This is a genomic window from Citrobacter sp. Cb028, from assembly GCF_030336705.1.
GTDB lineage: Bacteria > Pseudomonadota > Gammaproteobacteria > Enterobacterales > Enterobacteriaceae > Citrobacter > Citrobacter braakii.
On record NZ_JAOWCZ010000034.1, the window covers coordinates 945,851 to 966,010 of the forward strand.

The 20,160-nt window shown below is 51.3% G+C and carries 18 protein-coding genes and 1 pseudogene; 11 read left to right on the forward strand and 8 right to left on the reverse strand.

The genetic code is table 11. The annotated features are described in order from the left end of the window. The first annotated feature begins 34 nt into the window (after positions 1-34). From fabH to fabF, 5 genes are all read left to right on the forward strand, one after another. Positions 35-988: a beta-ketoacyl-ACP synthase III gene (fabH, locus tag OGV75_RS14175; protein ID WP_016152639.1), complete on the forward strand. Its 954-nt coding sequence runs from the start codon at positions 35-37 to the stop codon at positions 986-988. A 15-nt stretch (positions 989-1,003) separates the two neighbouring features. Continuing rightward, positions 1,004-1,933 (forward strand): ACP S-malonyltransferase, encoded by a 930-nt coding sequence (gene fabD / locus OGV75_RS14180; RefSeq protein ID WP_016152640.1) that lies wholly within the window; start codon positions 1,004-1,006, stop codon positions 1,931-1,933. A gap of 12 nt (positions 1,934-1,945) precedes the next feature. Further along, positions 1,946-2,680 carry a 3-oxoacyl-ACP reductase FabG gene (gene fabG / locus OGV75_RS14185; protein ID WP_286480816.1) on the forward strand — a complete coding sequence of 245 codons (735 nt, stop codon included), beginning with the start codon at positions 1,946-1,948 and terminating at the stop codon, positions 2,678-2,680. A gap of 155 nt (positions 2,681-2,835) precedes the next feature. Continuing rightward, positions 2,836-3,072: an acyl carrier protein gene (gene acpP, locus OGV75_RS14190; RefSeq protein WP_000103754.1), complete on the forward strand. Its 237-nt coding sequence runs from the start codon at positions 2,836-2,838 to the stop codon at positions 3,070-3,072. A gap of 85 nt (positions 3,073-3,157) precedes the next feature. Continuing rightward, positions 3,158-4,399, forward strand: a complete 1,242-nt coding sequence (fabF, locus tag OGV75_RS14195) for a beta-ketoacyl-ACP synthase II (protein WP_016152642.1) — start codon at positions 3,158-3,160, stop codon at positions 4,397-4,399. A 56-nt stretch (positions 4,400-4,455) separates the two neighbouring features. Here fabF and OGV75_RS14200 read toward each other — a convergent pair whose 3' ends face one another. The 6 genes and pseudogenes from OGV75_RS14200 to OGV75_RS14225 all read right to left on the reverse strand — a co-directional run bounded on the left by OGV75_RS14200 (position 4,456) and on the right by OGV75_RS14225 (position 10,461). Further along, the gene (locus OGV75_RS14200) at positions 4,456-4,977 is read right to left on the reverse strand and encodes a fimbrial protein (RefSeq protein ID WP_047359332.1); all 522 of its coding nucleotides are present in this window, start codon (positions 4,975-4,977) and stop codon (positions 4,456-4,458) included. A gap of 14 nt (positions 4,978-4,991) precedes the next feature. Then, positions 4,992-5,522, reverse strand: coding sequence for a fimbrial protein (locus OGV75_RS14205; RefSeq protein ID WP_047359331.1), 531 nt, complete (start codon positions 5,520-5,522; stop codon positions 4,992-4,994). 11 nt (positions 5,523-5,533) lie between these two features. Further along, positions 5,534-6,541: a fimbrial protein gene (locus tag OGV75_RS14210; protein ID WP_286480817.1), complete on the reverse strand. Its 1,008-nt coding sequence runs from the start codon at positions 6,539-6,541 to the stop codon at positions 5,534-5,536. 13 nt (positions 6,542-6,554) lie between these two features. Further along, a pseudogene (locus OGV75_RS14215) lies at positions 6,555-9,129 on the reverse strand (fimbria/pilus outer membrane usher protein). A 40-nt stretch (positions 9,130-9,169) separates the two neighbouring features. Continuing rightward, entirely contained in the window at positions 9,170-9,841 is a 672-nt protein-coding gene (locus OGV75_RS14220) for a fimbrial biogenesis chaperone (RefSeq protein WP_046274796.1), read from the reverse strand. Positions 9,842-9,918: 77 nt separating this feature from the next. Then, the gene (locus tag OGV75_RS14225) at positions 9,919-10,461 is read right to left on the reverse strand and encodes a fimbrial protein (protein WP_046274795.1); all 543 of its coding nucleotides are present in this window, start codon (positions 10,459-10,461) and stop codon (positions 9,919-9,921) included. A 344-nt stretch (positions 10,462-10,805) separates the two neighbouring features. On the opposite strand from OGV75_RS14225, the gene pabC reads away from it, so the two are divergent. From pabC to ptsG, 6 genes are all read left to right on the forward strand, one after another. Beyond that, the gene (gene pabC, locus OGV75_RS14230) at positions 10,806-11,615 is read left to right on the forward strand and encodes an aminodeoxychorismate lyase (protein WP_046274794.1); all 810 of its coding nucleotides are present in this window, start codon (positions 10,806-10,808) and stop codon (positions 11,613-11,615) included. A 1-nt stretch (position 11,616) separates the two neighbouring features. Further along, a complete protein-coding gene (gene yceG / locus OGV75_RS14235; RefSeq protein WP_046274793.1) occupies positions 11,617-12,639 on the forward strand; it encodes a cell division protein YceG in 1,023 nt (340 codons plus the stop codon). Further along, positions 12,629-13,270: a dTMP kinase gene (gene tmk, locus OGV75_RS14240; RefSeq protein WP_016156195.1), complete on the forward strand. Its 642-nt coding sequence runs from the start codon at positions 12,629-12,631 to the stop codon at positions 13,268-13,270. Before yceG ends, tmk begins: the two co-directional genes overlap by 11 nt. Beyond that, positions 13,267-14,271, forward strand: coding sequence for a DNA polymerase III subunit delta' (holB, locus tag OGV75_RS14245; RefSeq protein ID WP_016152653.1), 1,005 nt, complete (start codon positions 13,267-13,269; stop codon positions 14,269-14,271). Before tmk ends, holB begins: the two co-directional genes overlap by 4 nt. A gap of 10 nt (positions 14,272-14,281) precedes the next feature. Next, entirely contained in the window at positions 14,282-15,079 is a 798-nt protein-coding gene (locus OGV75_RS14250) for a metal-dependent hydrolase (RefSeq protein WP_016156196.1), read from the forward strand. 293 nt (positions 15,080-15,372) lie between these two features. After that, a complete protein-coding gene (gene ptsG, locus OGV75_RS14255; protein ID WP_286480818.1) occupies positions 15,373-16,806 on the forward strand; it encodes a PTS glucose transporter subunit IIBC in 1,434 nt (477 codons plus the stop codon). Positions 16,807-16,861: 55 nt separating this feature from the next. On the opposite strand, the gene OGV75_RS14260 is transcribed toward ptsG, so the two are convergent. Continuing rightward, positions 16,862-18,640, reverse strand: a complete 1,779-nt coding sequence (locus tag OGV75_RS14260; RefSeq protein WP_286480820.1) for an aminopeptidase P family protein — start codon at positions 18,638-18,640, stop codon at positions 16,862-16,864. Between the two features lie 15 nt (positions 18,641-18,655). Next, positions 18,656-20,110: an AMP nucleosidase gene (locus OGV75_RS14265; protein ID WP_016152657.1), complete on the reverse strand. Its 1,455-nt coding sequence runs from the start codon at positions 20,108-20,110 to the stop codon at positions 18,656-18,658. Positions 20,111-20,160 lie beyond the last annotated feature (50 nt).

The window sequence follows — 20,160 nt, forward strand, 5'->3', positions numbered from 1 at the left end:
TGGCGGTATATAACCAAAAAGTGACTGAGCGTACATGTATACGAAGATTATTGGTACTGGCAGCTATCTGCCTGAACAAGTGCGTACTAACGCCGATTTGGAAAAAATGGTTGAGACATCTGATGAGTGGATCGTCACTCGCACAGGTATCCGTGAACGCCATATTGCAGCGCCAAATGAAACAGTTGCGACGATGGGCTTTGCCGCCGCAAACCGTGCAATTGAAATGGCGGGCATCGACAAAGAACAAATTGGTCTGATTGTGGTTGCCACCACATCATCCACACACGCATTTCCAAGTGCGGCATGCCAGATCCAAAGTATGCTGGGGATCAAAGGCTGTCCGGCGTTTGACGTTGCAGCCGCTTGTGCCGGTTTCACCTACGCCCTGAGCGTTGCCGACCAGTACGTTAAGTCTGGTGCAGTGAAGCATGCTCTGGTGGTTGGCTCAGATGTCCTCGCTCGTACCTGTGATCCAACCGATCGCGGAACGATCATTATTTTCGGTGATGGCGCAGGTGCGGTTGTACTGAGCGCATCAGAAGAGCCCGGCATTCTTTCTACGCATCTGCACGCTGATGGTCGCTATGGCGAACTGTTGACGCTGCCTAATGCCGATCGCGTGAACCCGGAAAACCCGATCCACCTGACGATGGCGGGTAACGAAGTATTTAAAGTCGCGGTGACCGAGCTTGCACACATCGTTGATGAAACGCTGGAGGCAAATAATCTCGATCGTTCTGCACTGGACTGGCTGGTACCGCATCAGGCAAACCTCCGCATTATTAGCGCAACCGCGAAAAAGCTGGGTATGTCGATGGATAATGTTGTCGTGACGCTCGACAGACATGGCAATACCTCCGCGGCCTCCGTACCGTGCGCGCTGGACGAAGCCGTCCGCGACGGGCGTATTAAAGCTGGGCAGTTGATATTGCTTGAAGCCTTTGGGGGTGGATTCACCTGGGGCTCTGCGCTGATTCGTTTCTAGTATAAGGATTTAAACATGACGCAATTTGCATTTGTGTTCCCGGGGCAGGGTTCCCAGACCGTTGGGATGTTGTCTGAAATGGCAGCAAACTACCCAATTGTTGAAGAAACTTTTGCTGAAGCATCAGCTGCGCTGGGCTATGATCTGTGGGCGTTGACTCAGCAGGGACCGGCCGAAGAGCTGAATAAAACCTGGCAGACGCAGCCAGCACTGTTGACTGCCTCTGTTGCGCTTTATCGCGTATGGCAGCAGCAGGGTGGTAAAACACCTGCGCTGATGGCTGGTCACAGCCTGGGCGAATACTCTGCGCTGGTGTGTGCGGGTGTTATCGGTTTTGCCGATGCCGTACGTCTGGTTGAACTGCGTGGCAAATTCATGCAGGAAGCGGTACCGGAAGGCACTGGCGGCATGTCTGCTATTATCGGTCTGGACGACGCTGCTATCGCTAAAGCGTGTGAAGAGTCTGCTGAAGGCCAGGTGGTTTCACCGGTAAACTTTAACTCACCAGGTCAGGTGGTTATTGCCGGGCACAAAGAAGCCGTAGAACGTGCCGGCGCAGCTTGTAAAGCGGCTGGCGCTAAGCGTGCTCTGCCACTGCCGGTCAGCGTTCCTTCTCACTGCGCGCTGATGAAGCCTGCTGCTGAGAAACTGGCTGTTGAACTGCAAAAAATCACTTTTAACGCGCCGACTGTTCCGGTTGTGAACAACGTCGACGTGAAGTGCGAAACAGATGCAGACGCTATTCGCGATGCGCTGGTTCGCCAGCTGTACAGCCCGGTTCAATGGACTAAAACCGTTGAATTCATGGCGTCCCAGGGCGTAGAGCACCTGTATGAAGTTGGTCCGGGCAAAGTTCTGACCGGTTTGACGAAACGTATTGTTGACACCCTGACTGCTTCGGCACTGAATGAGCCGGCGGCATTATCTGCGGCGCTAGAGCAATAAAAGAGGAAGACCATGAGTTTTGAAGGAAAAGTCGCGCTGGTTACCGGTGCAAGCCGTGGCATTGGCCGCGCAATTGCTGAAACACTCGTTGCCCGTGGCGCGAAAGTTATCGGTACTGCAACCAACGAAAGCGGTGCGCAGGCCATTAGCGATTACTTAGGTGCAAATGGTAAAGGTCTGATGTTGAATGTGACCGATCCGGCATCTATCGAATCTGTTCTGGGAAATATTCGCGCAGAATTTGGTGAAGTCGATATCCTGGTCAATAATGCCGGGATTACTCGTGATAACCTGTTAATGCGCATGAAAGATGACGAGTGGAACGATATCATCGAAACCAACCTGTCATCTGTTTTCCGTCTGTCAAAAGCGGTAATGCGAGCTATGATGAAAAAGCGTCATGGGCGTATTATCACTATCGGTTCTGTGGTTGGTACCATGGGAAATGCGGGTCAGGCTAACTACGCTGCGGCGAAAGCGGGTCTGATCGGCTTCAGTAAATCACTGGCGCGCGAAGTTGCGTCTCGTGGCATTACTGTAAACGTTGTTGCTCCGGGCTTTATTGAAACGGACATGACGCGTGCGCTGTCTGATGATCAGCGTGCGGGTATTCTGGCGCAGGTTCCTGCGGGTCGCCTTGGCGGCGCTCAGGAAATCGCCAGTGCGGTTGCATTTTTAGCTTCTGACGAAGCAAGTTACATCACAGGTGAGACTTTGCACGTCAACGGCGGGATGTACATGGTTTAACCACGAGATAAAAAAATTTGCGTTATTAGGGTGAATGCCCTCAAAATAACGTAAAATCGTGGTAAGACCTGCCGGGATTTAGTTGCAAATTTTTCAACATTTTATACACTACGAAAACCATCGCGAAAGCGAGTTTTGATAGGAAATTTAAGAGTATGAGCACTATCGAAGAACGCGTTAAGAAAATTATCGGCGAACAGCTGGGCGTTAAGCAGGAAGAAGTAACCAACAATGCTTCCTTCGTTGAAGACCTGGGCGCAGATTCTCTTGACACCGTTGAGCTGGTAATGGCTCTGGAAGAAGAGTTTGATACTGAGATTCCGGACGAAGAAGCTGAGAAAATCACTACCGTTCAGGCTGCCATTGATTACATCAACGGCCACCAGGCGTAAGTGAACATCTCCAGGCGGTCATTCGACCGCCTGAGTTTTATCTTTTTATCCCACTTGAATTATTTTCCCTCCCTGGAGGACAACCGTGTCTAAGCGTCGTGTAGTTGTGACCGGACTGGGCATGTTGTCTCCTGTCGGCAATACCGTAGAGTCTACCTGGAAAGCTCTCCTTGCCGGTCAGAGTGGCATCAGCCTGATCGACCATTTCGATACTAGCGCCTATGCAACGAAATTTGCTGGCTTAGTAAAGGATTTTAACTGTGAAGACATTATCTCGCGCAAAGAACAGCGCAAGATGGATGCTTTCATTCAATATGGAATTGTCGCTGGCGTTCAGGCCATGCAGGATTCTGGTCTCGAAATTACGGAAGAGAACGCTCACCGTATTGGCGCCGCTATCGGCTCTGGTATTGGCGGTCTCGGATTGATCGAAGAAAACCACACCTCTTTGGTGAATGGCGGTCCACGTAAGATCAGCCCGTTCTTCGTTCCGTCAACGATTGTTAACATGGTGGCAGGTCACCTGACCATCATGTACGGCCTGCAAGGGCCAAGCATCTCCATTGCGACCGCCTGTACTTCAGGTGTGCATAACATTGGTCATGCAGCACGTATCATTGCATACGGCGATGCAGACGCGATGGTTGCGGGTGGTGCAGAAAAAGCCAGTACCCCGCTGGGCGTGGGTGGTTTTGGTGCGGCACGTGCGCTGTCTACACGTAATGATAACCCGCAAGCGGCAAGCCGTCCGTGGGATAAAGAACGTGATGGCTTTGTGCTGGGCGACGGCGCAGGCATGGTGGTACTGGAAGAGTACGAGCATGCGAAAGCGCGCGGTGCAAAAATCTATGCTGAAGTCGTTGGTTTTGGCATGAGCAGTGATGCTTACCACATGACATCACCACCTGAAAACGGTGCGGGCGCTGCGCTGGCAATGGTCAACGCACTACGCGATGCGGCTATCGAAGCGGGTCAGATCGGCTATGTCAACGCGCATGGCACGTCTACTCCTGCTGGCGATAAAGCCGAAACCCAGGCAGTGAAATCTGTCTTTGGCGATGCGGCAAGCCGTGTGATGGTAAGCTCCACTAAATCCATGACCGGACACCTGTTGGGTGCGGCGGGCGCGGTAGAGTCTATTTTCTCTATCCTGGCGCTGCGCGATCAGGCTATTCCGCCAACCATCAACCTGGATAACCCGGATGAAGGTTGTGACCTGGACTTCGTACCTCACGAAGCGCGTCAGGTTAGTGGTCTGGAGTACGCACTGTGTAACTCCTTCGGCTTTGGCGGGACTAACGGTTCGTTGATCTTTAAACGCGTTTAGTTATTTACACTGCAAAAAAGCGGAGCGCCCAGGCGCTCCGCTTTTTTTTCTTGTGTTTACTGATAGGTGAAGGTGAGCTGTACGGTAGTACGAAACTCACCCGCTGTTACCTGGCCGGTTGGCGTGTACATTCTTGCTGAAAGTGGAAACACGACGTTATGGCTGCTATCAATGCTAACCTGATAAACAGCTCCTGGTGAGATCTCGGTGAGATGATCTCGCGTCATTATTTGCAATGCCATTCCGCTTGCATCACCCTGAGTATTCGCAAACTTGGTGGCATCGTCATTGTCTACTTCGCCACTGAAAAGGGCGGTTACTTTTGTTGTTGATGCAGGACAGGCAGAAAGCGTTAGCTCAAAGTCCTGCCATTCACTGGTATCACCGATATTAGGGTAATCAACGGCGCGCGCCTGTTCGAAATTAACCGTCTGATCGACCGTGTTAGTATCCACTGTACAGGCGGAAGCGACGACAGTACCACTCAGATTGATGTCCGTAGCTTGTACGGATTGTATGCCGCTTACTGCCCACAAACAGGCCAAAACAGGCAGCACTTTGTTTATCTGTTGCACCATTTTCCCATCCTGAATTACTGGTAGGTAAAGGTAGCTTGTACTTGGCCGACGATAGTACCTGGCATCACGTTACCTTTGGATACTGCACGGGCGCGCATTTCCAGGTCATAGGCGTGGGTAGCACTGGGAATCGTGACGTTGGCAAGAGAAGCACCATTTTTGTATACAGCGTTACCGACATTATCGGTGAGTTCAAGTTTGAGGTTGGTCGCTGTGCCCGTGTTTTGGTAGAAATCCGGGTCTGTGTCTGCGGTTCCAGCAAACGACACAGTGAAAGAGCTGGTTGATGCCGGGCAGTTGGTTAATTTTAAGATAACGTCTTTCCATGCTGTTGCACTGCCGGCGGTCGCGAGGTCGTTAGCTTGAATGGACGTACCTAAATCGACGGCAAGAGAAGTATTACTACTGTTAACCACACACGGTGATGCGATAACCTGCCCGGTAATGTCAATATTCACAGCCTGGCCCGCCTGGCTGGTGGCAGAAAATAATCCACTGCAGGCCAGAATAAATATTGTCGCTGTTTTTCCATTGATAATTTTCATACGCAGTCCTTTTAATTATAGGTTACTTGAAGCTCAATAGCTGTTTTTACAATACCGGCAGTGACAGTTTCGGTATTATCAATAAAATCTCCCACTTTAAAATCAGGGATGTCATAATTACCGGAACCGTCATAATTATTGATTGCAATAGCGCTATTCGCCGGATGCGGTGTTCCATCCGTATTTTGCAGTTGTATATAAACATTGCTTGCATAGCCTTGCCCAGTCATGGTGTTTAACACACCATTTGCTGCATTATGGGTTCCATAAACAGCAGTGAAACGATAAGAAATACCATCAACAGCGCCAGGGCAAGAATTTAAAGAAATTTTTGGTGCTTGAATAACGTTTTGTGCACCATTTTGCAATTGATTGCCATATAAGTTCGGAAGCTTAATTTCGCTTGGCGCAACAATAGTACATGCATCAATCGGAATGTTTGAATATATACCTGACAGAATAAGTCCGGAGCTTTTCGGGAGTGACGCTATTTCAGTCGCAGACCCATTATGGATGTTTAGCGTTACATTTGGCAGAGTGGTTACTTTTCCCGCCGGTACTTTTTCAAGTAATCTGACCAGTCGATACTTGAGGTGGTAGTAACCGCCGACACTGTATGTTCCCGAACCGCTAGTCTTCGTTAGATACAGGGGATAGTTAGGTGCGGTTATGCTTTCCAAAGAATTTAAGACAATCCCTAATGTGCTGGGAGCAGCAACAAGATATTGCACCCCGATACCAGGATTATTCGTAGCCCAAGTAACGCCATCACCTAGCAGAGTGCCATTAACTGTCAGGTCTATATAGGCATCCCGATTACTATAAGGGAGGGTATACATTAAAATTGAGCCTTTGTCAGTCCAGCCGCTTACACCACCAACCGCAGCAGGGATATGCAAAGGAGCAAGCGCATAATTCATGGTACCCCAGTCGACTCTGGAGACATAATCTGCCAATGCCGGTGTAATATTCAATAAGCAACTCGCAGTCAGGGTCACAATGGTTAATAGCTTCTTCATATATTATTTCCTGTTATCGGCAGTTTGCTTTGACTACAATGATATTACTAGTCGGTGCACTGTTCGGTAATTGCCATTGCGCCTGGCACTGCTCATTCGTTCCACGTCCCCATTTTGCTGTGACTGTACCCGCGTCTTTCATCCCCGTGAGGTAGACAATACCGCCATCACCCACAATGGAACCAGATGTATTTGGTGTACTGCTGTCCGTAACCATTGCACCGAATGGAACGTTCTCTCCGTTGCTACGAACTAAAGTCATCAGCACGCGTTTGCCAATTCGAGTATCAAAATGCGCTCGAACTATTGCACCACGGGTAGGGGTGATTGTTTGGGTCGTCAGTTCAATATCTGCGTCTTCGGGGAGTGTTTCAGTGTTCAACGAGATTGTGCTTTCGCGGTAAGGCGAAACATACGGAACGACGGTATAACCCCGAAAATCGGTTTTAACACCGTTCTGATTGTTTATCGCTACCCCTTCCGTTCCCGGCGCTTCTACCAGTACAGCGGTTTCACCGAGCGCCTGACTCAGTGTGATACCGTGGGCATGGGCCACCATTCCGCCTTCAATACCGTAGCTCACGCGTTTTTGGTCATGATCGTAGCTGTAGGCAGAGTTAAGGCGTGCGTAGGTTCCCTGATAATCCAGGCTAGCGTAACCACCGCTGCCTTCACCATGATTAGTTTCGCTTTCCTGCACATTCCAGTTCAGGTTACGTTCTTCCAGCGCTGAGCCGCTCAAGCCGACCGTATGGCTGGTATCGCCTTTTTTGCTGGTATTGAAACCATAGTTTGCGTAGCTGTTGCTTAACCAACGATCAAGAGGGATATTCATGCTGAGCGAGAACACCTGATCTTCGTTGTATATCTTTTCATGCTCATAGTTACGACTGCTACTACTGTTATCGGTGGTATTACGGTTATAGCTATAGTTGAGGTTCCAGGAGATGCCAGCCCAGTTGTTGCTGTAACCCACGCCAATGGATTGCATCTGACGATCGCTGTTCCAGTAATCTTCACTTATCGCATTCAACGACAGCGAACCCAGGCTTTCACCTATATTCTGGTTGAGCTGAAATTCGGCCCGATTACGGCGGCGATGATTATTGGTTCGCCATTCATCATCACGCCAGGTGTCGAGAACTTCCTGTAGGGTGTAGTAGCCTGAGGTCGAATAGCGATAGCCTGAAATGGAAATATTCGTACCGGTTGCGAGGATGTTTTTGCTGTAACGAATACGCCAGGACTGACCTCCTTCTTTATCCTGATCTTTCTGTGTTGACCAAGCCTGGGTTCCATCAAGGGAAACTGCACCTAACGTACCGAAGTTCTTACCAAACCCGGAGAGCAGTGACTGGTAGTGTTGCGAGAACTGCCCACCACCATAGACCGTAAATCCATCCGGAAGGCCATAAATGACCGATGCCTGAGTAAACATCTCTTTATCAATATCGCTGTCATACGGGCGATATTGTCCGCTGGTCAGGTTGTATTTCAGACGACCTTCACGCTGTAGAACGGGGAGGGAGGCGAATGCCACAGTCTGATGCTGTTCGCTGCCGTCAGCTTCTTTGATGGTGACATCAAGGTCACCGCTGCTGCCGGTTGGGTACATGTCGGTAATTTCAAATGCACCGGGGGAGACATAACTCTGGTAAATGGTGTAGCCATTCTGTTTGATAACGACCTGGGCATTTGTTCGCGCAATGCCTCTTACCACGGGCGCATATCCGCGAAGACTGTCGGGTAACATGTCATCATCTGAAGCTAACTGTATACCGCGAAATGGCACACTGTCGAACATATCTGAAGGCGCGGTGCTGTCGCCCAGAGTTAACTGGCCTTTAAGCGAAATAACGTCGTGCTGGGCATAGGTATAGAGTGAATCCCAGCTTTCCTGAGCGTTGCCGTCATTGACGTCACGATTCCAGGTACTGTAGTTGCGAATGCGCCAGGAACCGATATTTAACCCAGGCTGGAGACTCAAATAATAACTTTCGTAATCGCTCATGTCGTTAGTGCGCGCTTGGGTATCCGCACCGGTAAAGTTGTAGTTGAGCAGTAGAGCATTAATCCCTGCGTCGAGCCGCTCTGGGGCGATGTAGCCTCGTGCGAGGTTATCGATGGCGGCTTGAGGAAAAGAAAACAGCAATTGCTGGCGCTCAAATGCAAATTCTGCGCTGGCCTGGGGGAATTGCAGAGAGGTTAGCGCAGTCGCCGTTGGCGGCTAATCGTGGGAATGCCTCAGTACGGATACCAAACTCGCGCAGCATATCGATACTCAAACAAGGCTGCAAGGTGGATTCACCCTGTGCATTTTTGTGTGTCACAAAGTCAATATTACGCACACCTACTGAGGTTTTGTTGACTATCACATCAACACGATAAGTACCGGGTAACTGACCGATACCTTCTTCAAAGGCAGAGAGGTCCGTTAACTCTTTTCCTGGCCCATCAATCCCTAACAGTGCAGGGTTAAAATAATCGCGAGCCATCGCGGAGTGAGAAATTGGCAGCATACACTGTAGCGCAATAAACCACGCTAATCGGCTAAATTTCATATTTTTTTTAATACTATTTGCATTCATTCCGATGTCCTTTCGGCGGAGTAATCACCTTGCGCCAGAATTAACGCGAGCGGTGTTCCGCTCCTGCGGAACCGAAGTCATTGATAATGACCCAACTGATATCACCACTGGCACCTGCTGGAAGGGTAAAAGTGGCGCGACTCATTGGTGCGACATAGCTGGCGTCTTTCACCGTGCTGCCGCCCACTTTGACGGAGCTAAAGTTCATGTAGTACGGTGTTGGGTTGGTAACGGTGACTGAATTGCCGCTGCGCTGCCAGGTCAGTTTGTCGGTGAATTTTTCAGGCTGTTCAGTCAGCGATTGCGGCCGATAGATCAATTTAATGCGTGTTTTTACGGCAATTTGCAGCGTGTTCGCGCTGTCATTTTTTTCGGTCGCTGGGATGGATTTGATATTCATCCAGTACAATGATTCTCTATCTTCAGGAAGGTTGCCACCAGCGCGAATAATACGCAGCGTGTTTTCCTGCTCCGGGCCTAAGCGAAAAAGTGGTGGGGTAATCATAAACTGCGTTTTATCACCGTTTTTTTCCCCCGTGTCGCTCCAGGACTGGATTAAATAAGAGGTTTTATCCGGGTTTTTAACGCTAATCGAGGTCTCCTTTTTATCGCCTTTGTAAATAATTCGTGTTCCACCGACAATAATCCCGGCCTGCGCGGAACTCATTACTAGTAGCAGCGCCGCGACAGTAAAAGGAATAGATTTCTTCATGTGTTCTACCTCGAAGAATAAAGCCGGAGCAACCCGGCTTAGTTAATTACTAATGATGGGGATTAATTTCAGCGCAATTAGTTGTAAGTCAGAGTAAAGTTGACCGTACCGTTTGCATCACCAGCGGTGACAGCTGATTTTGTTGAAATATAACGGGCAAAGAAGTCGAGTTCAGTTTCTGCTGCTGCATCAGCATTGATAGTGACTGCATTAGAAGCAGTCCCCAGCGCTAATGGGGTGCCATCAGTGTTCAGTAACTGGATAGCTACGCCATCCGCTACGCCTGTGTTACCATAGTTGGTCAACTGAAGATAATCGTTATCGGTTATATCAGGAGTACCGTCATATTTTACAGCGACGGGTTTACCTAGCAGAGCTGCCGGACAGGCGGACAGTACCATAGAGAATTTAGTGGTCGCAGCCGTATCGCCGGCGTTGGTAAATGCAGTTTTAGCTACTTCGCCCAGTTTAACGTTCTGGGTGCTGGTAACGGAGCCGTTAATCTGGCAACCTGCTTCAATAATTTTACCGGTGAAGTTTACTTGACCATCCTGGGCCATTGCAGAAGATGCGACACCCATAAAACCCAAAAACGCGACAGCAGCCAATTTTCCTTTCATTATAAAAATCCCTTTGAATTGATGTAAAAATTAATTGATATATATTTACCTTAACGTAAATATACGCTGGAAGTATGCCGTAATGTAATAGGTATTAACACAAATAATATCTTAAGATTGATTTCATTTTTTCTAAATACATTAAAATTTAGTATTGTATTTGTTTTTTGTATTTAACCTGTTTACGTATGTCTTTTTTTTATTGGGGTATTTCGTCTCGATGACGTTGATATGATATAGATTGTTCTGTTGGTGTTCGTTCCGGAAAACATAAATGATGCCGATAAAATGCTTGCGAACCCTGCCTTCACCTGACAATCTGAGATATAAAATTCGGAGGGTGAATGTATCTTATCAATGGTGAGCCGATTGAGCGCGTGGCGGTAAACGATCGTGGACTGCTCTTTGGGGATGGTTGTTTTACAACGGCACGTATTATTCATGGAAATATTACGTTGTTTTTTTCCCATTTAGCTCGTCTCGAAAAAGCCTGTGCGCGGCTCGCGATCCCATTTCTCGACTGGGCTACGTTAGCGGAGGAAATGCGTCTTGTTGCGCGCACACAGCAAGACGGCGTGCTTAAAGTCATTATTACTCGTGGGGTCGGTACGCGTGGCTATAGCACAGTAGGTTGCGTGCAGCCCACGCGAATAATCAGCACCTCCTCATACCCCACGCATTACGCCCGCTGGAAAGCCGAGGGCGCAACCCTTGCGCTTAGCCCGGTTCCGCTGGGACGTAATCCTTATCTCGCGGGTCTCAAACATTTGAATCGCCTTGAACAGGTGCTGATCCGCGCTCATCTTGAGCAGACAAACGCCGATGAGGCGCTGGTCCTTGACAGCGAAGGGTGGCTTACGGAATGCTGTGCCGCGAATTTATTCTGGCGCCGGGGAATGGATGTGTTTACCCCGTGTCTTGATCAGGCGGGCGTTAACGGTATTATGCGCCAGCACATTATCAGGCAGCTCGCCGCTTCGCCATATCGGGTGGCTGAAGTTGCCGCTCGCCTTGAGACGCTGGTCGATGCGGACGAAGTTTTTATCTGCAATGCACTGATGCCGATTGTTCCGGTGCAAAAATTTGAGGGCCAACGCTGGCCGTCGCGCGAACTTTACCAATATTTAGCCCCACTGTGTGAGTTGTCTGATTAGCATGAAGAAATTGTTAGGCGTTTTATTATTGTTGCTGGTAGTGATGGGTATCGCTGCCGGGTTCGGCGCGTGGAAAGTTCGCCAACTGGCGAACAGTACGCTACTCATCAAAGAAGAGGCTATTTTTTCCCTGAAGGCAGGCACCGGGCGTCTGGTGCTGGGCGAGCAACTTTATCGCGAAAAAATCATCAATCGTCCGCGTGTGTTCCAGTGGCTGCTGCGTGTGGAACCCGAACTGTCGCATTTTAAAGCCGGAACCTACCGTTTTACGCCCGACATGACAGTCCGGGATATGTTGCAACTGCTGGAAAGCGGTAAAGAGGCGCAGTTCCCGTTACGTCTGGTTGAAGGGATGCGTTTGAGCGACTACCTCAAACAGCTGCGTGACGCCCCGTACATCAAACATACGCTGAGCGATGATAATTACGAGACCGTTGCACAGGCGCTGAAGCTGGAAAACCCGCAATGGGTGGAAGGCTGGTTCTGGCCAGATACCTGGATGTATACCGCCAATACAACTGACGTGGCGTTACTAAAACGCGCACATCAGAAAATGGTTAAAGCGGTAGACTCGGTCTGGGAAGGGCGCGCTGAAGGCCTGCCTTATCAGGACAAAAATCAGCTGGTAACCATGGCCTCTATTATCGAAAAAGAGACTGCGGTTGCCAGCGAGCGTGACCAGGTGGCTTCCGTCTTTATTAACCGCTTACGGATTGGCATGCGTTTACAGACCGATCCGACGGTGATTTACGGGATGGGGTCACGGTATAATGGCAAGTTGTCGCGTGTGGATTTAGATACCCCGACCGCCTATAACACCTATACCATTACGGGGTTGCCGCCTGGCCCGATTGCCATGCCGGGAGAGGCCTCATTGCAGGCCGCGGCGCATCCGGCAAAAACGCCGTACCTCTATTTCGTGGCTGACGGTAAAGGCGGTCACACGTTTAACACCAATCTTGCCAGCCACAACCGGTCCGTGCAGGATTACCTGAAAGTGCTTAAGGAAAAAAATGGGCAGTAACTATATCGTCATCGAGGGCCTGGAAGGCGCCGGAAAAACCACCGCGCGTAACGTGGTGGTAGAGACACTTGAGCAACTCGGTATTCGTGACATGGTTTTTACTCGCGAACCGGGGGGAACTCAGCTCGCGGAGAAACTAAGAAGTCTGGTGCTGGACATTAAGTCGGTGGGTGACGAGGTCATCACTGACAAAGCTGAAGTTCTGATGTTTTACGCCGCGCGCGTACAGCTGGTCGAAACCGTTATTAAACCTGCGCTGGCAAAAGGCGCATGGGTAATTGGCGACCGTCACGATTTGTCGACCCAGGCGTATCAGGGGGGCGGACGCGGCATCGATCAAAACATGCTGGCAACCCTGCGCGATGCTGTGCTCGGTGATTTTCGCCCGGACCTGACGCTCTATCTGGACGTGACTCCAGAAGTCGGATTGAAGCGTGCCCGTGCGCGCGGCGAGCTGGATCGTATTGAGCAGGAATCTTTCGATTTCTTTAATCGCACCCGCGCGCGCTATCTTGAACTGGCTGCCAAAGATGCCAGCATTCGTACCATCGACGCTACGCAGCCGCTGGAAGCTGTGATGGCTGATATCCGCAATACCATCACCCAGTGGGTGCAGGAGCAGGGCGCATGAAATGGTACCCATGGTTACGGCCAGATTTTGAAAAACTGGTAGCCAGCTACCAGGCGGGTCGTGGTCACCATGCGTTACTGATTCAGGCATTACCCGGAATGGGTGACGACGCGCTGATTTACGCGCTCAGTCGCTATTTAATGTGCCAGCAGCCGGAAGGGCATAAAAGCTGCGGACACTGCCGGGGCTGTCAATTGATGCAGGCGGGGACGCATCCTGATTACTATTCGCTGCTGCCGGAAAAAGGCAAAAGCACGCTGGGGGTTGATGCGGTACGTGAAGTGAGTGAAAAGCTGTACGAGCATTCACGCCTTGGCGGTGCGAAAGTGGTGTGGATCCCTGATGCTGCCCAGTTAACTGATGCTGCTGCCAATGCTCTGCTAAAAACGCTGGAAGAACCGCCTGCACAAACCTGGTTTTTCCTCGCCAGCACAGAGCCTGCGCGATTGCTGGCGACATTGCGCAGCCGCTGCCGGTTACACCATCTTGCGCCGCCGGCTGAGTCGTACGCAATCTCCTGGCTCGCCCGCGAAGTGACCGCATCTCCAGAAGCTCTGTTGAGCGCATTACGCCTGAGCGCGGGTTCGCCTGGTGCGGCACTCTCGTTGTTACAGGCTGAAAGCTGGGCGCATCGCACAGATTTTTGTGCGGCACTGGCAAACACATTAAACGCAGGTGACTGGTATATCCTGCTCGCGGCGTTAAACCACGATCAGGCCGCCGCCCGTTTACACTGGCTGGCAACGTTGTTGACGGATGCCTTGAAGCGTCCGTATGGGGTTTCCCATTTAACCAATCCTGATGCGCTGGACCTGATATCTTCTATCGCAGAACGGTTATCCGTCGCCCGGATACAGGCGATACTCGGTGACGTTTGTCATTGCCGTCAGCAGTTGCTGAACGTAACAGGCGTAAACCGTGAACTGGTGTTAACCGATCTTATCCTGCGTATTGAGCATTACCTGCAACCAGGCACCGTACTGCCTGTTCCCCATCTTTGAGAGAGACATTATGTTTTTAGTCGACTCACACTGCCATCTTGATGGCCTGGATTATCAATCTCTGCATAAGGACGTGGATGACGTGCTGGCGAAAGCAGCCGCACGCGATGTGAAATTCTGTCTTGCCGTCGCGACCACTCTGCCAGGATACCGCAGTATGCGCGAACTGGTCGGTGAACGTGACAATGTGGTGTTCTCCTGCGGCGTGCATCCGTTAAATCAGGATGAAGCCTATGATGTTGAAGACCTGCGCCGTTTTGCCGCCGAAGAGGGCGTTGTGGCGATGGGGGAAACCGGGCTGGACTATTTCTATACGCCGGAAACAAAGGTGCGCCAGCAGGAATCTTTTATCCATCATATTCAGATTGGCCGTGAGTTACAAAAGCCAGTTATCGTACATACCCGCGATGCGCGAGCCGATACGCTGTCTATTCTGCGCGAAGAAAAAGTGACGGATTGTGGTGGCGTACTACACTGTTTTACAGAAGACAGAGAAACGGCGGGCAAATTGCTGGACCTCGGATTTTATATCTCGTTTTCCGGCATCGTCACGTTCCGTAACGCAGATCAGCTCCGTGATGCCGCCCGCTATGTTCCTCTGGATCGGTTGCTGGTTGAGACGGATTCTCCCTACCTTGCGCCTGTACCGCATCGTGGAAAAGAGAACCAGCCCGCCATGACCCGTGACGTTGCGGAGTATATGGCCGTAGTGAAAGGTGTTGCCGTTGAAGAACTGGCGCAGGCAACCACTGATAACTTTGCCCGCCTGTTTCACATCGACGCTTCTCGCCTGCAATCCGTTCGTTAACTGACTTTTTTTAAAGCTCGTAATTAATAAGCAAAGCGAGTAAAGTTCACCGCCTCAAAATGGGCGGTGAATAACCGGTTTGACACATTCAGAAACGCATTTTATCGGAATGTGCGGATTTTACGGCCATCCACGACTGAATTGTGATAGCCGTCAAACAAAAACAAACTGAATTATTTTACTCTGTGTAATAAATAAAGGGTACTTAGATGCCCTGTACACGGCGAGGTTCTCCCCCCTCGCTAATGCGTGAGAACGTAGAAAAGCACAAATACTCAGGAGCACTCTCAATTATGTTTAAGAATGCATTTGCTAACCTGCAAAAGGTCGGTAAATCGCTGATGCTGCCGGTATCCGTACTCCCGATTGCAGGTATCCTGCTGGGTGTCGGTTCCGCTAACTTCAGCTGGCTGCCAGCCGTTGTATCGCACGTAATGGCAGAAGCAGGCGGTTCTGTTTTTGCAAACATGCCGCTGATTTTTGCCATCGGTGTCGCGTTAGGCTTCACCAATAACGACGGCGTATCTGCACTGGCATCCGTTGTTGCCTACGGCATTATGGTTAAGACCATGGCTGTTGTTGCGCCGCTGGTTCTGCATTTACCTGCTGAAGAGATCGCAGCTAAACACCTTGCTGATACGGGTGTTCTCGGGGGGATTATCTCCGGTGCGATTGCAGCGTATATGTTCAACCGTTTCTACCGTATCAAATTGCCTGAGTATCTTGGCTTCTTTGCGGGTAAGCGCTTCGTTCCTATCATTTCTGGTCTGACCGCTATCTTCACCGGTGTGGTTCTGTCCTTCATTTGGCCGCCGATCGGGACTGCTATTCAGACGTTTTCCCAGTGGGCTGCATACCAGAACCCGGTCGTAGCGTTCGGTATCTATGGCTTCATTGAACGCTGCCTGGTGCCGTTTGGTCTGCACCATATCTGGAACGTTCCATTCCAGATGCAGATCGGTGAATACACCAACGCTGCGGGCCAGGTATTCCACGGCGATATCCCTCGCTATATGGCGGGTGACCCGACTGCGGGCAAACTGTCTGGTGGCTTCCTGTTCAAAATGTACGGTCTGCCGGCTGCCGCTATCGCTATCTGGCACTCTGCTAAACCAGAAAACCGCGCGAAAGTGGGCGGTATCATGATCTCCGCGGCGCTGACCTCGTTCCTGACCGGTATTACCGAACCGATCGAGTTCTCGTTCATGTTCGTGGCACCGATCCTGTACATCATCCACGCAATTCTGGCTGGTCTGGCATTCCCGATCTGTATCCTGCTGGGTATGCGTGACGGTACGTCGTTCTCCCACGGTCTGATCGACTTTATCGTTCTGTCCGGTAACAGCAGCAAACTGTGGCTGTTCCCGATTGTTGGTATCGGTTATGCGATTGTTTACTACACCATCTTCCGTGTGCTGATCAAAGCGCTGGACCTGAAAACTCCGGGTCGTGAAGATGCTACCGAAGACACCAAAGCGGGTGCGTCCGGCGAAATGGCTCCGGCCCTGGTTGCGGCATTCGGCGGTAAAGAAAACATCACTAACCTCGATGCGTGCATCACTCGTCTGCGTGTCAGCGTCGCTGACGTTGCCAAAGTGGATCAGGCTGGCCTGAAGAAACTGGGTGCGGCGGGCGTTGTAGTGGCGGGTTCCGGTGTTCAGGCTATCTTCGGTACTAAGTCCGATAACCTGAAAACTGAAATGGATGAGTACATCCGTCACAGCTAAGCAGTAAAAAGTTGGGGAGAATTAAGGCAGCCTGCGGGCTGCCTTTTTTAATGCATTAATTGGCCTGAACGCGAATCGGCGCAGTGGCGGCGAACAACCACGGACGAGCCTCTGCGTTCACGCGTGGGGATAACGTCTCTCTGACCTGCTGGTGGTAATCATCAATCCACTGTTTTTCTGCCTCACTTAGCAGATGCAGTTCAACCAGACTTAAATCAATCGGCACCAGCGTCAGCGTTGAGAAGCGACAGAAGCCAGGACGACTGTTGATAATCTCCACCTGATTCTCAATACGGATCCCATATTCTCCGGCCAGATAATAACCCGGCTCGATGGTAATGATATTGCCCGCAACCAGAGGCCAGGGGTTTACTTTTTTGGCAATGCGATGGGGCTGCTCATGGATCAGGAGCTGATGGCCTACGCCGTGTCCCGTACCGTGATCAAAATCCAGACCCAGATCCCACAGCGCCCGACGGCTAAAGGCATCCAGTTGATGACCCTGAGTGCCGCTGGGAAATTGCAGTGAGATAAGCGACAAAAAGCCTTTCAACACAGCGGTGTAATGCAGACGACGCTGCGGATCCTGTGGACCAAACGCGAGGGTGCGCGTTGTATCCGTTGTACCATTATGGTACTGGCCGCCGGAATCATTCAGATACATGGCCTGAGAGGTAATGGGCGTATTGGTTTTTTCGCTGGAATGGTAATGGCACATTGCGGCATTGCTGGCTGAGGCCGAAATCGTGTTGAAGCTTTGCTCGATAAATCCCGGCTGCTGCTGGCGAAATTCCAGTTGCCTGGCCTGCGCTTCCAGCTCAGTGACCGGATTGCCTGCCGCTTCGCGCAAGGGAACTTCATGCGTAAGCCATGCCAGAAAGTTAACCCAGGCCGCGCCATCTTGTTCATGGCATTCCCGATAGCCCGCCAGTTCAACGTCATTCTTGTGCGCTTTCATCAAGGTGATGGGATCGGGTGCCCATAAGACTTCGCCACCGTGTTCTACAATGGCAAAACGCAGCGCGACCGGGGCGTAGTCTTTATCGACCAAAAAGCGTTTCCCTTTGGCCAACTGCTGGCAGCGGGCAAGAAAACTCTCTTCTGGGGCCAGCGTGAGCGTATTCAGCAGTGCAGCAGGGAGCTGCTGTGTTTTGTTGCTATCCACAAACCATTCCAGCTCGCCGCTGCGATGGAGCAGGGCGAACGAAAACGGCACTGGCACCATTGGCAGATCGGAACCGCGCACATTCAGCAGCCAGGCAATGTTATCCGGCAACGTGATCGCCAGAACGTCGGCCTGTTGTTGCGTGAGCAGATCCACGACGCTGGTTCGTTTTTGTGTGCTGCTTTCCCCGCTGATTTCAATGGGCATTTCACGAATGATGCCGCAGGGTGCAGCCGGGCGGTCAAGCCATACCTGGTCGAAAGGATCTTGCTCAAGAGATACCAGCTCGCAATGGGTCGCCGACAGTGCTTCAAACTGGCTGTTGACCATCAGCAACGGTTCAAAGCCGATACGCGCGCCGGCAGCAACGTGAGACTGCAAATAATCGGCCAGCGGTTCGTCATGTAAATGGTGAATTTCAAAATCATCCAGCGAGACTTCATTGCGCACCTGGACCTGATAGCGTCCATCGACAAACATTAATGCGCGGTCGCGCAGGACCAACGCGAGACCAGCGGAGCCGCTAAAACCGGTCAGCCAGGCCAGCTTATTGTCATGCGGTGTACAATCTTCGCTTTGGTGAGCGTCGGCGCGTGGAACAATCATGCCATCCAGCCCTTGCGCTATCAGCAGGTTGCGCAGAGCGGAAAGAGGAGTTGAGTTGTGCATAGTTACCTTCAGGCCTTAACGGAACGGCGGTTCGTTGAACGTACGTAATTTACGGGAGTGCAGTCGATCGCCTTCAGCACGCAGACGATCGATTGCCCGGATACCTATTTGCAGGTGCTCGGAAATGGCACCTTCATAAAAACGGTTGGCCTGACCAGGTAGTTTGATCTCGCCGTGTAGCGGTTTATCGGAAACGCACAGCAGCGTGCCGTAAGGGACGCGGAAGCGGTAGCCCTGGGCGGCAATGGTGGCGCTTTCCATATCAATAGCCACCGCGCGACTGAGGTTAAAACGCAGCGCAGAAGCGGAATAGCGTAACTCCCAGTTGCGATCGTCGGTGGTGACGACGGTACCGGTACGCAGGCGCTGTTTCACCTCCTCGCCGGGCATGCCGCTGACTTCTTTGGTGGCGTCATACAGTGCGCGTTGTACTTCCGCAATGCTCGGAATCGGAATATCCGGTGGTAGCACGGCATCCAGCACATGGTCGTCACGCAGATAAGCGTGGGCCAGAACATAGTCGCCAATCGCCTGGCTTTCGCGCAGGCCGCCACAGTGTCCAATCATCAGCCAGACGTCAGGGCGCAGGACGGCCAGATGATCGCAAATGGTTTTGGCGTTAGACGGGCCAACGCCGATATTGACCAGCGTGATCCCCTGACCGTCGGCGGTGATTAAATGCCAGGCGGGCATCTGATGTTTCTTCCAGGCGAGGTCGGAGATGGCCTCTTCCGGAGCTTCCGTTTCAGCGGTGATCCAGATCCCGCCCGCGCATGACAGCGCGATATAGGGGCTGTTCGGATCGAGGATCTGGCTGCAGCCCCAGCGCACGAACTCATCGACATAGCGGGTGTAGTTGGTGAACAGCACAAATGGCTGGAAATGTTCAACCGGCGTTCCCGTGTAGTGACGCAGTCGTGCGAGCGAAAAATCTACTCTTCGGGCGTCGAAGTGCGACAGCGGGGAGAATTCCGCCGGATGATAGGTACCATCGGCTGTTTCGTCGCCAATTTGTGACAACTCGGTAGTGGGGAAATGGCGCGTTAATCCAGCGCTCATCGAGCGGTCGAGCGTCAGTTCAGAACCGTCGATCACATAGGGATAAGGGATTTCATGCTGCGACGGTTCGACGGAGATATGCGCATCATAATCCTGATACAGCAGCGTGAGTTGTTCTTCAAGATAGGGACGAAAAAGCGACGGACGGGTGATCGTAGTGGTATAGCTGCCCGCATGGGTAAAACGGCCATAAGCGCGGGTTTTCGGGGGATTGGTGGCGCTGCCATCCCAGGTGACACAAAGCGATGGGTAAACAAAAAGACCATTATGGCGGGCGATTATGTCAGGGAGCGTCCCTGTTTCAATGTACTTACCAATGGCGCTACGCAGTGCTTTAACCGACTGCTCGTACAGCGCGTCCAGTTTATCCAGAGCCTGAGTTGGGGTCAGGCTGGAGCCCTTATTGTTCATGTCTGTCTCCTTGTTCCACAGATGTACTGCTCTCCCGATAGTATGTCACA

What these genes read in the sequence shown, in the direction of transcription:
- fabH (WP_016152639.1), top strand. Translation starts at nt 35, where the DNA reads ATGTATACGAAGATTATTGGTACTGGCAGCTATCTGCCTGAACAAGTG.
- fabD (WP_016152640.1), top strand. Translation starts at nt 1,004, where the DNA reads ATGACGCAATTTGCATTTGTGTTCCCGGGGCAGGGTTCCCAGACCGTT.
- fabG (WP_286480816.1), top strand. Translation starts at nt 1,946, where the DNA reads ATGAGTTTTGAAGGAAAAGTCGCGCTGGTTACCGGTGCAAGCCGTGGC.
- acpP (WP_000103754.1), top strand. Translation starts at nt 2,836, where the DNA reads ATGAGCACTATCGAAGAACGCGTTAAGAAAATTATCGGCGAACAGCTG.
- OGV75_RS14200 (WP_047359332.1), bottom strand. Translation starts at nt 4,977, where the DNA reads ATGGTGCAACAGATAAACAAAGTGCTGCCTGTTTTGGCCTGTTTGTGG.
- OGV75_RS14205 (WP_047359331.1), bottom strand. Translation starts at nt 5,522, where the DNA reads ATGAAAATTATCAATGGAAAAACAGCGACAATATTTATTCTGGCCTGC.
- OGV75_RS14210 (WP_286480817.1), bottom strand. Translation starts at nt 6,541, where the DNA reads ATGAAGAAGCTATTAACCATTGTGACCCTGACTGCGAGTTGCTTATTG.
- OGV75_RS14220 (WP_046274796.1), bottom strand. Translation starts at nt 9,841, where the DNA reads ATGAAGAAATCTATTCCTTTTACTGTCGCGGCGCTGCTACTAGTAATG.
- OGV75_RS14225 (WP_046274795.1), bottom strand. Translation starts at nt 10,461, where the DNA reads ATGAAAGGAAAATTGGCTGCTGTCGCGTTTTTGGGTTTTATGGGTGTC.
- pabC (WP_046274794.1), top strand. Translation starts at nt 10,806, where the DNA reads ATGTATCTTATCAATGGTGAGCCGATTGAGCGCGTGGCGGTAAACGAT.
- yceG (WP_046274793.1), top strand. Translation starts at nt 11,617, where the DNA reads ATGAAGAAATTGTTAGGCGTTTTATTATTGTTGCTGGTAGTGATGGGT.
- tmk (WP_016156195.1), top strand. Translation starts at nt 12,629, where the DNA reads ATGGGCAGTAACTATATCGTCATCGAGGGCCTGGAAGGCGCCGGAAAA.
- holB (WP_016152653.1), top strand. Translation starts at nt 13,267, where the DNA reads ATGAAATGGTACCCATGGTTACGGCCAGATTTTGAAAAACTGGTAGCC.
- OGV75_RS14250 (WP_016156196.1), top strand. Translation starts at nt 14,282, where the DNA reads ATGTTTTTAGTCGACTCACACTGCCATCTTGATGGCCTGGATTATCAA.
- ptsG (WP_286480818.1), top strand. Translation starts at nt 15,373, where the DNA reads ATGTTTAAGAATGCATTTGCTAACCTGCAAAAGGTCGGTAAATCGCTG.
- OGV75_RS14260 (WP_286480820.1), bottom strand. Translation starts at nt 18,640, where the DNA reads ATGCACAACTCAACTCCTCTTTCCGCTCTGCGCAACCTGCTGATAGCG.
- OGV75_RS14265 (WP_016152657.1), bottom strand. Translation starts at nt 20,110, where the DNA reads ATGAACAATAAGGGCTCCAGCCTGACCCCAACTCAGGCTCTGGATAAA.